Annotated in this window: 11 protein-coding genes; 10 read left to right on the top strand and 1 reads right to left on the bottom strand. The window is 56.5% G+C overall.

What is annotated here, in order from left to right; all coding sequences use genetic code 11:
* Nucleotides 1–40 precede the first annotated feature (40 nt).
* From AAY81_RS05550 to AAY81_RS05580, 7 genes are all read left to right on the top strand, one after another.
* Nucleotides 41–904 (top strand): hypothetical protein, encoded by an 864-nt coding sequence (locus AAY81_RS05550; protein WP_066662427.1) that lies wholly within the window; start codon nt 41–43, stop codon nt 902–904.
* A gap of 301 nt (nt 905–1,205) precedes the next feature.
* Nucleotides 1,206–2,717 (top strand): HAD family hydrolase, encoded by a 1,512-nt coding sequence (locus AAY81_RS05555; RefSeq protein WP_156501499.1) that lies wholly within the window; start codon nt 1,206–1,208, stop codon nt 2,715–2,717.
* A 99-nt stretch (nt 2,718–2,816) separates the two neighbouring features.
* The gene (locus AAY81_RS05560) at nt 2,817–3,548 is read left to right on the top strand and encodes a DUF554 domain-containing protein (RefSeq protein WP_240480555.1); all 732 of its coding nucleotides are present in this window, start codon (nt 2,817–2,819) and stop codon (nt 3,546–3,548) included.
* A gap of 140 nt (nt 3,549–3,688) precedes the next feature.
* On the top strand, nt 3,689–4,438 hold the full coding sequence (locus tag AAY81_RS05565; protein WP_066662431.1) for a lysoplasmalogenase family protein: 750 nt from the start codon (nt 3,689–3,691) through the stop codon (nt 4,436–4,438).
* 202 nt (nt 4,439–4,640) lie between these two features.
* Nucleotides 4,641–5,207, top strand: a complete 567-nt coding sequence (locus tag AAY81_RS05570) for a hypothetical protein (protein ID WP_066662433.1) — start codon at nt 4,641–4,643, stop codon at nt 5,205–5,207.
* A gap of 6 nt (nt 5,208–5,213) precedes the next feature.
* Nucleotides 5,214–7,361, top strand: a complete 2,148-nt coding sequence (locus AAY81_RS05575; protein ID WP_066662436.1) for an NHLP family bacteriocin export ABC transporter peptidase/permease/ATPase subunit — start codon at nt 5,214–5,216, stop codon at nt 7,359–7,361.
* A gap of 1 nt (nt 7,362) precedes the next feature.
* Nucleotides 7,363–9,549 (top strand): ATP-binding cassette domain-containing protein, encoded by a 2,187-nt coding sequence (locus tag AAY81_RS05580; protein ID WP_066662439.1) that lies wholly within the window; start codon nt 7,363–7,365, stop codon nt 9,547–9,549.
* Between the two features lie 110 nt (nt 9,550–9,659).
* On the opposite strand, the gene AAY81_RS05585 is transcribed toward AAY81_RS05580, so the two are convergent.
* Entirely contained in the window at nt 9,660–11,771 is a 2,112-nt protein-coding gene (locus AAY81_RS05585) for a glycosyltransferase (protein ID WP_066662442.1), read from the bottom strand.
* 379 nt (nt 11,772–12,150) lie between these two features.
* Between AAY81_RS05585 and AAY81_RS05590 the strand changes: the two genes are divergently transcribed.
* From AAY81_RS05590 to AAY81_RS05600, 3 genes are all read left to right on the top strand, one after another.
* Nucleotides 12,151–12,942 (top strand): sulfite exporter TauE/SafE family protein, encoded by a 792-nt coding sequence (locus tag AAY81_RS05590; protein ID WP_066662445.1) that lies wholly within the window; start codon nt 12,151–12,153, stop codon nt 12,940–12,942.
* A 228-nt stretch (nt 12,943–13,170) separates the two neighbouring features.
* A complete protein-coding gene (locus tag AAY81_RS05595; protein WP_177168521.1) occupies nt 13,171–15,087 on the top strand; it encodes an NADH-quinone oxidoreductase subunit 5 family protein in 1,917 nt (638 codons plus the stop codon).
* Nucleotides 15,088–15,115: 28 nt separating this feature from the next.
* Nucleotides 15,116–15,988 (top strand): NADH-quinone oxidoreductase subunit H, encoded by an 873-nt coding sequence (locus AAY81_RS05600; RefSeq protein ID WP_066665002.1) that lies wholly within the window; start codon nt 15,116–15,118, stop codon nt 15,986–15,988.
* Nucleotides 15,989–16,000: the final 12 nt, after the last annotated feature.

Genomic DNA, 16,000 nt, shown 5'->3' on the forward strand with positions numbered 1-16,000 from the left:
CTGCAGTTGGTCTCTTGCGATGATCCGCCGAGGAGGAACCATGCTTGATTTGAATTACGCTTTGCCCGATTTCACAAGCAACCTGAAGATGAATCTGGCCTTGATTGAAGCCTGGCGCAAGAACCCTGCCGTGTTCCGCGACGGAGTGCGCTTTGGAAGCGTATACGGCTCTTTCCCGCTCTGCAAGGCGAATGGCGGGCGGCAGTATGTGGGGCTGCTACCGTATTCGTCTAATCAAATGCATGCCACCTTTACGGCGCTCAACGAGGCGGGCGTGAAAGCGCGTCTCACCTTCACCAACATGTTCATCGACGGTTGCATGCTCAGAGACGATACGTACATCCGGAAGATCCTGGCTATTGCAAGCCAGTACGACGTGGAGGTTATCGTCTACTCGGATGAAGTGGCAGATTATCTGCGCGAAAACTACCCGTTCAAGCTCGTGCTCTCGACGAGCCGAGAGATTACCGACATCGATGCGCTCAACGATGCACTTGAGCGTTATGACTACGTGGTCCTCAACTATAATTTGAACAAGGATTACGACTTCATTGCCCAGGTCTCGCACCCTGAACGCCTTGAGGTGATGGTCAACGAGCTCTGCGCACCGAATTGCCCCGTGCGCCAGCTGCACTACGAGCATGAAAGCCGCGATCAGCTGAATGGTGAGGCCACGCTGTTCCCCGAGGAATGCCGCCGCCCGAAAGCCGATCTCGTCGACTTATTCAGCGGTCCTATTGTCCTCTCAAACGAGGAGGTAGATGCCCTGCGCGCCACGTACGGCATCCGCTATTTCAAGATCGTCGGACGCAATAGGAAGCGCGAAAACCTCGTTGATGTGCTCTTGTACTACCTGGTAAAACCCGAGTACCACGAAGACGTTCGACGACTGCTCGTTGGGTAGACGTCACTTTCGAATGGCTATGGCGACTTACGTTCCTCCATGGAGGAGGGCTCGGGGTCCTGGGCGGTCTGGCCGATGCCCCGTTTCCCGAAGGCGGCCTCTTCGCTTCTCGCGCTTCCGAGCTCGGTAAATAGGTGCTCTATGACCTGCGAGTTAAATGGGCGTTTCCAATGCATTACAAGGCTGTTCGGACGCTAGATGCTTGATGATGGCTCTGCAAAGATACCCCCAAGCTACTTCAGGGAGTTCGGAAAGGGGATGGGTGACCGTGAGATCACTTATTAAAAATCTCGTTGTCACAATGATCGTGTTGGCATGCGCAAGTGGCGCCGTTGCCTGCTCGGGGCAGGGTTCGTCGGGTGGGGGTACCCCATCCGAAATGGAAAGTGCGGATGTTAAGACGCTCTACGTTTCGGGTACGTCGTTCGCTCCGGCAACGGAAGCTGCCATCAACGACTTCATTGCGACATACGGGAAGGATTCCCCCGATTGGAACGAAAGCGCATATGTGGTTTGCGATTTCGATAATACGACGGCGATTTTCGATATTACCTATCAGTGCAATGCCTACCAGATTCAAACGATGGCCTTTGCCGTAGACCCTGCGGGGCTGCGCGCAGCGCTCTCGTCGGAAATCAATCCGGAGGCAGATGATAACAACCTATGGCTCGATGATATCGAGAACGCATACCAGTACCTGTGGACCATCTATGGCCCCTTCACTTCTTCCGGCCTGGACGAGGAGGCCCAGAAGGCCATTCAAGCCGATCCCGAGTGGATGGAATTTGCCGCCAAGATGAAGGCGTTTTACGAGCACGTGGAAGATACCATTGACGACCCGACGGCGTGTGCCTGGGTGCTGAACTGGTATTCCGGCATGTCCGAACAGGAAGTCTACAACTTGTATATGCGTTCATGCGAAACGTATCGTGACGTAGACACCGTCGACGTGGTGTGGGAGTCCCCAGCGAGCATTGCCTCTGAGGTGGGTGTCGCATCCAGTGAATTCCCCCTGGGCGTTTCCGTGACCGAAGACGTGCGGGAGATGCTGAAGGCATACAGCGACAACGGAATCGATGTATGGATTTGCTCCGCCTCGCACGCGGATGGCGTACGCGCTGCGGTTGACGCATATGGCCTGAGCGAGAGCGTGCATGGCATCATTGGCATGACCCAGAAGCTTTCCGACGGCATCTACGTGCCCGCATACGATTGGGATGAGGGCTACGCATGGCTGAACAGCGGAAACGGCACCTGGGAAAAGACGGATATGGCCATTCATGCGCTCCCTTCTCGCGAGGGGAAGGTCCAAGCCATCGAGAATACGCTCGTCCCGCTCTATGGCGCTGGTCCGCTTGCTGGCTTCATGGACTCCTCTGGCGACTACAACTTCTGCACCGAATTCGATTCGATGAAGATGGTCATTTGCTATAACCGTGCGAACCGCAAGATTACCGAGGGTGCGGGCATTGTGGCTGCGGTGGCTGTCTACCAGCAGGATGTTCTGAACTACGATTTGGCAAGCGCAAACGCGGCGGGAGATACGTACTATCTGCTGCAGGGTCGCGATGAAAACGGGAAGCGCACGCTTCGCCCCTCGGACGAAACCGTTCGCCTGGGCAGTAGCGAGCCAAAGCTGTTTGCCAACGAAGACAACGATGCGCTCCTTTCCTATATCGAGGCACATGGCATGACGACAGCGCAGGTGTTTGGCACGTTCTCCGTGCGCTGCGATGCAAGCGACCCGAATAACAAGTTGGGGGTCACGTACGGGTATCTCGACGAATACTCAGGCTACCATTCGCATCGCTAGCTTGCCTCCCCTGTGGTCTAGTTTTGCGTGAACGCATCGACTTAACTGCCAGGTAAACGGGTACAATCGATGCAATGAACGAAACCGAAGGGGAGCAACATGGTCATTCCCGGACTGGGAACAATCGTAAACGTCGCTGCCATTGTAGTAGCGGGATTCTTCGGGGCAGCGGCCGGAAAGCTGCTGAACGAACGTCTGCAAGATGGATTGGCCAAAGCTGCGGGTGTTTGCGTGCTCTTCATTGGAATCGCTGGCGCCATGCAGGGCATGCTCGCTCTCGATGGCGACGTTCTTGCGTCGGGGAAGTCGCTGTTTGTCGTGACCAGCATAGTGGCAGGTACGCTCATTGGCGAGATTGCCGACATAGATGGCCTCGTGAGGCGCTTTGGCGAATGGCTCAAGCGCAAGACGGGTAATGCCGGGGACCGCTCCTTCGTCGATGCGTTCGTCACCGCATCGGTGACGGTTTGCGTGGGCGCTATGGCCGTAGTCGGAGCGGTTGAAGACGGCATGCTCGGCGACATCTCGATCCTATGCACTAAGGCTATTCTGGACTTCGTCATCATTTTGGTTATGACCTGCTCGCTTGGGCGGGGATGCGCATTCTCCGCTATTCCCGTTGGCGTCTTCCAGGGCGCGGTTACGGCGCTATCGGTGCTTATTCGCCCGCTCATGACCGATTCCGCTTTGGCTGGCCTTTCGCTCGTGGGAAGCATTCTCATATTCTGCGTTGGCGTAAACCTCGTATGGAATACCAAGATTCGCGTGGCGAACATGTTGCCCGCCATCATAATTGCCCCGTTGCTCACCTTCTTGCCGATTGCGTGGTAAGCGTAGACCATGTCCTTTCCCCTTCCAAAGAATGCTATTGTGACTCGCTAAGGCAAGCGGCTATTGCCAGGCAATAGCCGCTTGAAGCCGGGGCTTCATCGCGCGGCGTTGACGTGTATCAACATAAAAGGGGAGACTGCATGACGGCAGAGCAGAAGGGCATGGCGGGAACCATGAATGCCTGCAGGGGAATCGTAAGTGCCTATCTGGCGGTTGAGGTTGTCCTATTTGCCCTCATCCATGTGTGCGAGATATTCGAACTGGGCCTGCTTACGAACGTAAGCATGTATGCGTCGGTGGTCTTGGGTGCGATCGTCGCCTTGTGGTTCTACGCTCGCTTTGGCAAGAGCGCGGGAAACAAACGTGCGAATATCATCGTTGCGGGACTTGTTGCCACGGCAGTCTCTGACATCTTTCTAACCCTCATCGACACGGAATGGACCCTCTTGCCTGGCTTTGTGGCATTCTGCGTAACTGAGGTTGTGTACTGGGGGTATGTGGGCTTTTCCCTGCGGTCTCTCGTAGCGCGTATAGGCGCGATGATCGCATTGTTCGCTCTCATTTGGTCGATGGGCGAACTTACCTTTTCCCATGCGGTTGGCCTAATCGACATTGCCTTGGTCTTGTGCAATGCCGTGCAGGCGTGGCTCAACCGAAAGACGGGCGTTTCGCTGCTCTTCGCAATAGGCATAACGCTCTTCTTTTGCTGCGATGCCTCTATCGCAGTTCGCATCTTGTCGGCAGGCGTCGTACATGACGTATCGGCACTACTGGTGTGGGCGTTCTACGTGCCCGCCCAGGTGTTTATTACGATGTCGTATGTGCATAGCGTCCGCCCCTCGTCTTGCCAGGGAGCTATACCAAACGCATGCGCGGAAGCGGCTGCGTAGGGAAGGCGCCAGGATTCAGGAACCCACTGTTTTCGCCAAATCTTCCGTTGGCCAACGTAGTCGAAAGCATCCAGGCAGGCAGCAAGTCATAGCGAATTCCGTTTGGATTCAAATGGTAACTAAACGTTGGCCTGCGCGCATGCATTTCCGTCCGAGCTGGTAAAATGCTACCCGTACGTGAAGCAAGGCAAGGGGAGAGCCCATGGCGCAGAAGATTGTCGAACCCGAAAGCGTTTTCGGACATTCGGCTCTGAACCGCGTTTCCAGCTCCGACGAGCTGGATCAATACATCAAGGTCGCCAATCCAAGCGCGTGGGTGATTGCTCTTGCTTCGCTCCTGCTTATGGTAGGCATCGCCGTATGGGCTGCGGTCGCAATCGTTCCCGTCACGCTCAACCTCACGGGATTTGCCTATATCCCCGAAGGGTCCACCGAACCCGTGGTGTTTTGCCTGGTCGACAAATCAACGCTCGACAAAATCCAAGATTCGGGAGCCACGGTAAGCATCAATGGCATCAATGCGGAAATCGAAAGCTGCAGTGCCACGCCCATTTCCGCATCTGAGGCGAAAACATACATCGGCAGTGACTACTACGACGAATCCCTGCACCTTTCCGACTGGAACTACGTGATAACCATCAAGCCATCAAGCGAGCTCCCTGGCTCGACATTTTCCATTGCAACCGCCGGGGGAGAGGCACGACTCGTTCCCGTGAGCATGGTCGTTTCCGAAACGCGCCCCATCAACATCGTACTGGGAAAGCAATAGGCTCGCATGCGCTCTACCACGAAAAACGTTCCCGTAATCATGCAGATGGAGGCGTCCGAATGCGGCGCCATCTGCCTTGCCATGATGCTTGCCTATTACGGACGCTGGGTGCCACTCGAGGAGGCCCGCGTTGCATGCGGCGTCAGCCGCGATGGATCGAAGGAGGCCAACATCGCGAAAGCGGGGGAGTCATACGGACTTGCCGCCACTACGAACGCATATTCCATCGACGAGCTTCGCGAAAAGGCTTCCTTTCCCTGCATTGCGTCTTGGAAGGGAGCGCATTTCGTTGTCGTAAAGGGCATTTCCGGGAGCAAGGTCCTCCTGAATGACCCCAGTCGCGGGTCCGTGAAAGTACCCCTGCACTCCTTCGAGCGATCATACGGCGGTACGGTGCTTGCATTCGAACCGACTTCTACATTCGAAAAGGGCGGACAGCGACCCTCTACCTGGGCGTTCACCCGCAGGCGCTTGCGTGGGATGAAGGCACCCATCGCCTTCGTGGCAGTCGCCACATTCGTGCTATCGCTTGCCACCATCCTTAGCACGACCGTGTCTACGGCATTCATGGACTACGTGCTCTCGGGCGAAATCCCGCAGTGGTTTGGATCCATCCTGACCTTGCTGAGTATTGCTGTGGTGGTGCGCTGCGCCGTGAGCATCGCCAATGCCGCCTACCTCAATTGCATTCGGGGAAAATTCGCGGTTGTCGGCGCCTCGGAATTCATGTGGCATCTATTGCATCTCCCCGTGGGCTTTTACGAACAGCGTGCCATAGGCGACTTGCAGCAACGCCAAGAAGCAAACGAAACCGTTGCCGCTACGCTCGTAGAGCGCCTCGCGCCTGCGCTATTCAATGTCGTCCTTCTGGTGCTCTACCTGGGCGTCATGCTGGCATACAGTTGGAAACTCACGCTCGTGGGCGTGGGGGCAGTCGCCGTAAACGTCATCGTGGCCAACTGGGCCTCGCGGGCTCGCGTGAACGTTTCGCGCCAGCAGATGCGCAGCCGAGGACTGCTCTATTCCTCCACCATGGCCGGCATCGAATCCATCGAGACGATCAAGGCCTCGGGAGCCGAAGAGGGCTTCTTCGAGCGTTGGTCGGGCTACCAGGCGCTCGTAAACAACGCGAGCGTAAGGTTCAGCAAGGTCGACCTGTACTTTGCGGCGGTTCCCGAGTTTCTGGCGCAGTTCGCCAACATCGCGGTCTTGCTGCTGGGTACGTTCCTCATCATGAGCGGCCAGTTTACCGCTGGCATGCTCATGGCCTTTCAGGGCCTGCTTGCAAGCTTCATGGGTCCCGTGGATTCGGTTATCGGCTTGGGCCAGCAGATACAGGAGATGCGCACCTCGATGGAGCGTGTGCAGGACGTGCTGGAGCATCCCGCAGACGCAAGCGAATCCACGTTGCCAGCCGCTGACGTAAACGACAAGCTGTCGGGCAAGGTGGAGATCGAGCACCTAAGTTTCGGCTATTCTCCGCTCGAACCTGCCCTCATCAAGGATTTTTCTCTTTCGCTCGAACCTGGCTCTTGGGTAGCCCTCGTAGGATCTTCCGGTTCGGGAAAATCCACTATCGCAAAGCTGGTGAGCGGCCTCTACGAGCCATGGCAGGGGAGCATCAAATTCGATGGCATGCCTCGATCCGCCATCGACCCCGATAGGCTTCACGCATCGCTTTCCGTAGTCGACCAGGACATCATGACGGTGCCCGACACCATCGATGCCAATATTCGTCTTTGGGACCAGTCCATCGAAGAGTACGAAGTGATCATGGCTGCACGCGACGCGGGCATTCATGACGCCATCACGCAACGTGCCGCTGGGTACCAGGAAGTAATCGCTCCACGCGGTAGAAACTTCTCGGGCGGTCAGCTCCAACGCCTTGAAATAGCTCGTGCGCTAGCAGCCGACCCAAGCATTCTCATCCTCGACGAGGCGACGAGCGCGCTTGACGCGAAGACGGAGGCTCACATCATGCAATCCGTGCGCGAACGGGGCATTACGTGCATTGTCGTGGCGCACCGTCTTTCCACCATCCGCGATTGCGACGAGATCATCGTTCTGCACGAGGGAACGATCGTCGAACGTGGCACGCACGACCAGCTTATTGCCGCGAACGGCACCTACGCAAATCTGGTACGGAGCAACTAGTATGACCTGGTTCTCCGAACAAATCGAAGCACGTCGTCGCCTTGATAGGGAAGAGCTCGAAGACTCGTATGAGCGCTTGGCGGCATCCGTAATGGGGCCGGGCCAATCAACCCGCTTCCCCGTCGACGATGCATGCGCAGCCGACATGGCAATCGATGCCATTCTCTCGTTTTACGGCTGCAAGCCCTTCGAGGTTCCCAACGACGTGACCGACCCTATGGGGCGCATTGAATGCGCATTGCGTCCAACGGGCATCATGAAGCGCCCCGTTCGACTCGAAGACGGCTGGTGGCGAAATGCTACCGGCGCGTACCTGGGAAGGCTCAAGGACGGAAATCTCGTTGCAATCCTGCCGCTGGGCACGCATGGCTATGGCTATTTCGACCCGGCAAAGAAAGAGCGCGTGCCCCTGAACAAACGCACAGCGGGTCTTTTTGAGGCAGAGGCGCTCTGCTTCTATCGACCGCTGCCCGCACGCGAACTCTCAACACGCGACGTGCTTGCGTACATGCTCCGCTCGCTGGCAATTTCCGATTACGCGCTTATGATTATCGCAACAACGCTCGTCACGCTTCTAGGCATGTTGCCCACCATTGCATATCGGTTGCTGTTCAGCGCCGTCATCCCCTCGGGTCTGGAGTCGCTCATCTCGCCCATAGGCTTGCTGCTCTTCGGTGTTATCTTCGCGCAGGCGCTCATCAAGCTAACGAGCAATGTCGTCACCGCCCGGCTCATGCTAAAGCTACGCGTTCAAATCGAAGCCGCCACCTATGCCCGCGTCATGCTGCTGCCACCGTCATTCTTCAGGCAGATTGCACCTGGCGACCTGGCACATCGCGTTTCCACCATCTCGCTGTTCGTCGAGCTTTTCTCCAAGAGCATCTTGAACGTTGGCCTTACCTGCGTATTCGCGCTCTTGTACGTCGTGCAGATTTTCTCGTTCGCTCCTGCGCTCGCGCTTCCCGCATTGTGCGTAGCCGCTATCCAGATTGCCGCCGTGCTCCTGGCCCTGAAGTCAACCATTCGCTACAACCGAAAGCAGATGCAGCAGAAAACGAAGCTTTCGGGTGTTGTGCCCGCATTGCTCCATGGCGTGGCGAAACTGAAAATCGCGGGAGCGGAATCTCGCGCATTCTCGTTTTGGGCGCGCCGTTACGCCGAAATGTCGCAAGCCATCTATGGGCGACCTGCGCTTTTGCTTGCAGCGCCATCACTCATACCACTCGTCGCCGTCGCGGGAACCATCGCATTCTACGTGGCAGCCGTGGCGGGAAGCGTAAACGTCGCCGATTACATAGCGTTCAACTACGCATTCGGCATGGTTTCGGGCGCCATAACCGCACTCGCAACATCCATCCCCATGCTTGCGCGTCTGCGACCATTGCTCGAAATGGTCGAACCCATCATGAAAGCCGTACCGGAAACGCTTTCGAACAAGAAGCAAGTGTCCGCACTTGAAGGAGGAATCGAGGTCACCAACGTATCGTTTCGATACGCCAGCAATCTGCCCTTGGTGCTTGATGGGGTTTCCCTGAGGGTCTCCCCAGGTGAATACGTAGCCATCGTGGGAACCACAGGCTGCGGTAAGTCCACACTCTTGCGTATGCTCCTTGGATTCGAGCAGCCGTGCTCGGGAACGATCGCCTACGATGGCAGGGACCTGGCCTCTGTAGATGTTCGCTCGGTTCGGCGCAACATCGGAGTAGTCATGCAAAATGGCGACCTCTTCGCAGGCGACATCTTCGGCAACATCACCATCATGCACCCACGCGCCACGCTCGACGACGCATGGGAAGCGGCCGAACTCGCGGGCATAGCCGATGACATCCGAAAGATGCCCATGGGCATGCAGACGCTCATCAGCGAAGGTAGCGGGGGCGTTTCGGGCGGACAGCGCCAACGCCTGCTTATCGCGCGCGCTATCTGCGGAAAACCTCGTATCCTCATGCTCGACGAAGCCACGAGCGCACTCGATAACGTCACGCAAAAGCACGTAAGCGATGCTCTTGAGGGGCTGAACTGCACGCGCATCGTCATCGCTCATCGTCTTTCGACCATTCGCCATGCCGATCGCATCGTCATGCTCGACGGCGGAACCATCGTGGAAGACGGAACGTACGAAGAGCTCCTTGCGCATGGAGGCAAGTTCGCCGACCTCGTCGCACGTCAGCAGCTCGACCGCAAGTAGTTCACGACCCATCTGGTTTCGGTTCGTCGCCACCGGGAATAAGCGCCCGACGCGAGAAAGGCATGCGAACGAGCGCTTCGCCACCACTCTCCCCGAATACGCATTCGGGGCTAGCGTATGCGCTGCTTTAGCTGGGGTGCCTGAGCGTGATGCACACGGCGTAGCCCGTAGCGATGGGCGTTTTTCGCGTCGGCGCCAGCAGGTAAGCCCATGTACTCTTGGATTTCGCGTTCGGGCTTCTTCAGAAACACGGAATAGACGCCTACGAGCACGGCCTGCTCGTAGGATAGAATGCCCGCACGGTAAAGCCCGATAGAATCGAGCGTGCGATCGCGATTCCTCTCGTCGGAAAGCGCACTTATGATCTGCGATTCCATTGCGTACATGCGCTTTACGTTCACGCCATTCTCTTCCGAGAATACGCGAATCGCTCCATCGCTCGTTTCGTCGCACACGGCAACGTAGACGGTATCGCCCTCCACCATCAGGGGCAGGATCTTCATCTTTCGCAGGCGTTCCCGATCGAACTGTTCCAGGGTCCTACGGTAGCCAAGCTTGCTCACGACGCCATCGGGCAGGAAGAGAACATGCTGAACGTGGCTTAGGGCCTGCACCATCTGCACCTCGGTAATGAGCCCTTTGCGAATGAGGTATGCGCCGATGTGCTCGCCGGACTCGCGATCCATTTCCTCCAGCGCATCCCTGAACTCCTCTGCCGTCAGGCATCCTTGGACGATGAGGGTGTCGCCAAGTTTGCGACGATAGCGCTGCAGCTGCTCGCTCGTTAGAAACTCATGGTCAGTCTTGGCCCACTTGACCTTACGGCGCGGGCTCTTCTTTGCCTTTTCCTTCTGAGGGCGATTCTTTCCCACGCGGAAACGCATGCTGATGGCGCCCTTGGTTGCGGCGAAGTTGATGATGTTACCGTAAATGAGGCGAATGGGAAGCAGCGGGGGAAGAAAGCAGCCAAAGAATGCGCTCTTCAGACCATATACGCGATAGAGCGAATGCGCCCTGGTAACCTGACGCACGAACATCATCAGGAATACCAGTACGGCCAAAAAGAAGAAGGGGGAGTCCTCGGGGAACATCTTTGGGAGGCCGAGCGGAAACGAGACGATGCAGTAGAGCGAAGCTGCATAGCCAATGATGGGCATAAGATTGATGTACTTCGACTTGACGTCCTTGTAGAAAGAGTAACGGCCCGCAAAGCTCACGCCCTTCGAGAAGAAGACATCCTTCAAGCTGATGGATTGCATGGTGATGCCGTACGCCCAGCGCGTCTTCTGGCGCACTGCAGCGTGAAACGTTGCGGGGAACAGGGCGCGCGTGGTGATGAAATCGTCCTTGATCTTGCCGTTCGGCAGAACGCGAGGCAATCGTTCGAGAACGTAATGCAGAGAAATGCCCTTCTTGTACAGCTGAAGCGAAAGCAGGTAGTCCTCCGTGAGGCTGTCGCTCGGCAAGACGTCCTCGCCATTGAACCGGTCGATCAGTTCCCTCGAAAGCGCAAATCCAGTGCCGGCGCAAGGCACGAACGCACCCAGGTTTCTGCGCGCAACAAGCGTCGTGAAATGGTGCTCCGCAAACTCGTCGGCGTATGTTCCCGTGGTGAGCTGCCTGAAGAAGTTCTTGAATGTCGGCATCTCCATGATCGGGAACACGGGGAACTGCAGCGCCTCATGCTTGTCGATAAGGTAGTTCGTAGCCAGAAGCTCGTAGGAATGGATAACGTCCTCGGAGTCGTGAACGGTCAACGAGGCAAACCGAATATGATTCTGCTCTTCGTAGAGCTTAATTTGGCGGATGACGTGATTGATGTTCTGGGCTTTCGTAGTGGGCCCATCGATGCAGTTAACAATGGCATGCACGTTGGGAAAGCGCTTAGAAGCCGATTTCACGGCGGCAATCGTTTCAGGATCGTTCGGGTAGACGCCCACGAATAGGTGATACATCGACTTGGGGTAGTCGGTGTTTGTGACGAAGGTGTCGATGACGTCTTCGATTACATTCGACTCGTGCCACGCGGCAATGCACACGGCAAGCATTTTGGGGGGAGTCGAGCGCATTTGCTCGAAATTGATTCGGGCATTATTCGACTTCCTGCGGTAGATGCGCGAGCAGAAGGACACGATGTCCCAAATGGCGTCATCTATGCCGCAGAAGAGAAAAACAAAAATTGTGAACGCGCCGAACCCCACGACGAACGTTTGCAAATCCATACGCACCTCAGCAGTAACATTTTTCAAGGTCCGTATTGTGAGGAGCAGTTATGAAGCGAGACTGATATTCGCAATTTCGACACTTCGCCCATTTCGTGAACGCGTTTGACGTGGAGAAACGCAATAATCCAAATGACGAGAGGCGATTATTGTTCCGAGAGTGAATTAATCGCTCGCTATTTCTCCACAACTATGCAATTTGAACATTGCCGCAGATGAGTTGCCATCCGTCCATCTTTTCGCTCCGCTGCGCGCATGCGCCCATGCGCGCCGTTGATGGCTCTTGTTAATTGTTGGAGGACTAAGAGAGGGAAGTTGCGAGCGCCAGACTCTGCGCTACCGTTATATGCGATCTGTTGTTTAAGGCATTAAGGGAATCGTGGATCTCACTCAGTTCTTTCTTGGCGGTCTACCCGCTTGGTCACTCTTGATAATCGCACCGCTGCTGTTTGCCGCGGGCTTCGTAGATGCCGTAGGCGGCGGGGGAGGCCTGGTTTCGCTTCCCGCATACATCCTGTGCGGCCTTCCTTCCCACGCGGCTATCGCCACGAACAAGATGTCGTCGACCATGGGAACGACCATCGCCACGATAAAGTACGCACGGCGTGGCTACATGGATTGGAAGCTCTGCATTCCCTCCGTAGCGCTTGCCATCTGCGGTTCGTTCCTGGGGTCGAATCTTGCCCTCCTGGCAAGCGACCGCCTGCTCATTATCGTCATGCTCGTGGCCCTGCCCCTCGTAGGCGGATATGTGCTCTTCAAGAAAGACATCTCCCCGAAGACGCCCGCGTTTCCCTTCGGCAAGACCGTGGCGCTCTGCATGCTCATCGCATTCACGATTGGCATCTACGACGGCTTCTACGGCCCTGGAACCGGCACGTTTCTCATGCTGCTCCTCATGGGCGTGGCCCGACTCGACGTCTTCAAGACCGCCGGCGTAACCAAAAGCATCAATCTCACCACCAATGTCACGTCCCTTGCCGTATTCCTGGTGAATGGGGAAGTGCTCATCGGCCTGGGCTTACTCGCCGGCCTCTTCAACATCGCGGGCAACTACCTTGGCGCCACGTACTTTTCAAACAAGGGAGTAGGCATCGTTCGCCCCATCGTCCTTGTTGTAATCGCAATCTTCTTCGTACGGTTGGTGCTTCAGCTTTTGGGCATCTTTTAACGCGAACATGTGCAGATTATGGACGATTCGGAAAGCTGAGCCGTCCACCCTCATTTTCGCGCCGTCTGCGCGCAACGGAGGGGGCCGCTTTCCCGCCTACCGAGAAATTATGTGGCTGAACAGCCCCACTAGCGAAGAGTGGAGCAGCTTTTGATACTCTGTCTACGGTGCTACAAGGCACCGTTTTTTATAGCAGTCGAGAAGTAAGAAGGGGTGAAGCTCGTGGAAATGATTGGTTTCCTGATTCTGTTCCCGCTGGTGATTGCAGCAGTATTGCTCTTCATCAAGAACAATAGCGTGCGAACGGCAATCGTATGCAGTGCCGCGGCCATCATCGCATTGGCCACGCTGGTATTCTGCGCCACCAATATTGCCACACCCGGCGTTTACATCGAATTCAGCTCGCAGATCATCGACTACATCTGCGCTCTGGCTAGCATTCTCATCGGAGTATGCGTTATTGCCTTTGCCATTCGATACAAGAACGTGTGGGCGGGTATCCTCGCGGGCGTACAACTCGTAGCTTCCCTCGTCTTCGAATTTGCATTTGCCCATGGCATTCACGTTGCCTACGGCTTGTACTTCGATTCCCTTTCGGTGGCCATGGCATTCATCATCGGCATCATCGGTACGGGCATCTGCGTATATGCTCTGGGCTACATGGAAGATTTCCAACGCGAACATGCTGACGAGAAGGACCGTCGCCCGGTGTTCTTCGCCATCATGTTCCTATTCCTGTCGGCTATGTACGCCGTCGTTTTCTCGAACAACATGTCGTGGCTGTTCACCGCTTGGGAAATCACCACGGTTTGCTCGTTCCTGCTCATTGGCTACACGCGTACCGAAGAAGCCATTCGCAACGCATTCCGCCAGATCATCATGAACATTGCTGGTGGCCTGGGCTTTTCCGTAGCGCTGTACTTCTGCGCCATCGCGCTGAAGACGTTGTCGTTCTACGAATTCATCGCACTGGGTGCCTATACGCCCGCGCTGGTCGTCCTTCCCGCAAGCGCACTTGCCTTCGCGGGCCTTACCAAGGCGGCGCAGATGCCGTTCCATACCTGGCTGCTCGGCGCCATGGTTGCACCTACGCCCACGAGCGCCTTGCTCCACAGCTCCACGATGGTGAAGGCCGGCGTATTCATGCTGGTGAAGCTTGCCCCCGTATTCGTGGTATCCATGGTTCCGTCCATGATGGTCATCCTGGTTGGCGGTATCACGTTCATGCTCGCCTCGTTCATGGCCATTAGCCAGAGCAACGCCAAGCGCGTGCTGGCGTATTCCACCATTGCGAACCTGGGCCTGATCGTTGCCTGCGCAGGCGTGGGCACGCCTGAAGCCATCTGGGCGGCTATCTTCCTCATTCTGTTCCACGCCATTGCCAAATCTCTGCTGTTCCTGTGCGTGGGCACCGCCGAACATCACATTGGCAGCCGCAACATCGAAGACATGGACCTGCTGTTCGAGCGCATGCCGAAGTTGGCCCGCCTCATGATGCTCGGCATCATGACCATGTTCATCGCGCCGTTTGGCATGCTCATCTCGAAATGGGCCACGCTGGTATCCCTCGTGGAAATGAACCAAGTCGTGCTGCTCGTGCTTCTGGCGTTTGGCTCGGCCGCCACGTTCATGTTCTGGGCGAAGTGGCTTGGCAAGCTCTCGGGCATTGCCGCAGCTCAGGAAAGCGTCGAGGTCACGGTTACCAAGACCGAATGGGCGTCTTTGTACCTCATGGCCGCACTCATCGTACTATGCTGCTTCTTCCTGCCGGTGATCAGCAACTACATCGTGCTGCCCTATATTGCAACCGTGTACGCAAACCCCGTTGCCGCACTGGGCGACGATATCCTATGGATCACGGGCATCCTTGCAGTGGTTGTTACGCTGCTTCTGTTCGTAGGCTTGAATCGCAAGGCACCCAAGGGCAAGAAGGCAAGCGTGTACCTGGCTGGCGTAAGTGCCGACAATGCAAATCGCACGTACATCAATGCCATGAGCCAGCGTTCCGAAGCCACGGTGCGCAATTGGTACCTGGAATCGCTGTTCGGTGAAAGCCGCATCAAGCCCATCGGCGAGATAAGCTGCACGCTCATCATCATCGCCGCATTCGCCATGTCCCTCGCCAGCATCACGGCCGTTTTCTAGAAAGGAGCGCAAGATGACACCCATTCTCATGGCAATTCTGAAGACCCTCATCGCCACGGTCATTTTCGCCGTCGTCGCTCCCGTTATCGGCTGCCTGCTGGCTGGCCTGGAGCGCATCATCAGCGCCCGCATGCAGGGGCGCGTTGGCCCGAAGCTGCTGCAGCCCTACTGGGACGTGCGCAAGCTTTTGGAAAAGGAGCGCGCTAGCGTCAACGGCGTCGAAGGCGTCTACATTGCCGCAGCACTTGGCTTCGCCATGCTGGCGGGCGGCATCTTCTTCAGCGGCGGAAACCTGCTGCTGTGCGTCTTCGTCATTACGCTGTCGAGCCTGTTCTTCATTATCGCCGCGTACTCCACGCGTTCACCCTATGCCGAAATTGGTGCGGCACGCGAAACCATCCAGGTTATGAGCTACGAGCCCATGGTCCTGTTCATGGCCATCGTGTTTTACCAGGTCACGCATTCGTTTGACGTGGTTGCCGCATTCCGCCTCACGCATCCCATCATCTGCTTCGGCCTGGGTGCGTTCATCGGGCTGGCATTCATCCTCACCATCAAGCTCCGCAAGAGCCCCTTCGACATCTCCGACAGCGGCCACCACGGCCACCAGGACATCGTGAAGGGCGTTACCACGGAAATGTCAGGCCCCACGCTCGCCAAGGTCGAGATCATGCATTGGGTTGAAGACGTGCTCTTCCTGGGCTGGGTAGGCATGTTCTTCGTCTGGGGCGGCCCCGTGACCATCATCGTCGCCATCGTCTTCGCGCTGGTCATGTGGTTCCTGGAAATCTGGATCGACAACAACTTTGCCCGCGTGAAGTGGCAACCCATGCTCAAGTGGGCGTGGGCAGTTGCCCTGGTCGCCGGCGGTATCAACATCGCCGTGTTGGCATTCATATAGGAAGGAGGCTCA

The sequence above is a fragment of the Denitrobacterium detoxificans genome (assembly GCF_001643775.1).
In the GTDB taxonomy this organism is placed as follows: domain Bacteria; phylum Actinomycetota; class Coriobacteriia; order Coriobacteriales; family Eggerthellaceae; genus Denitrobacterium; species Denitrobacterium detoxificans.

Coding starts and splice junctions, on each gene's coding strand:
- AAY81_RS05550 (WP_066662427.1), top strand. CDS start 41: ATGCTTGATTTGAATTACGCTTTGCCCGATTTCACAAGCAACCTGAAG.
- AAY81_RS05555 (WP_156501499.1), top strand. CDS start 1,206: ATGATCGTGTTGGCATGCGCAAGTGGCGCCGTTGCCTGCTCGGGGCAG.
- AAY81_RS05560 (WP_240480555.1), top strand. CDS start 2,817: ATGGTCATTCCCGGACTGGGAACAATCGTAAACGTCGCTGCCATTGTA.
- AAY81_RS05565 (WP_066662431.1), top strand. CDS start 3,689: ATGACGGCAGAGCAGAAGGGCATGGCGGGAACCATGAATGCCTGCAGG.
- AAY81_RS05570 (WP_066662433.1), top strand. CDS start 4,641: ATGGCGCAGAAGATTGTCGAACCCGAAAGCGTTTTCGGACATTCGGCT.
- AAY81_RS05575 (WP_066662436.1), top strand. CDS start 5,214: ATGCGCTCTACCACGAAAAACGTTCCCGTAATCATGCAGATGGAGGCG.
- AAY81_RS05580 (WP_066662439.1), top strand. CDS start 7,363: ATGACCTGGTTCTCCGAACAAATCGAAGCACGTCGTCGCCTTGATAGG.
- AAY81_RS05585 (WP_066662442.1), bottom strand. CDS start 11,771: ATGGATTTGCAAACGTTCGTCGTGGGGTTCGGCGCGTTCACAATTTTT.
- AAY81_RS05595 (WP_177168521.1), top strand. CDS start 13,171: ATGATTGGTTTCCTGATTCTGTTCCCGCTGGTGATTGCAGCAGTATTG.
- AAY81_RS05600 (WP_066665002.1), top strand. CDS start 15,116: ATGGCAATTCTGAAGACCCTCATCGCCACGGTCATTTTCGCCGTCGTC.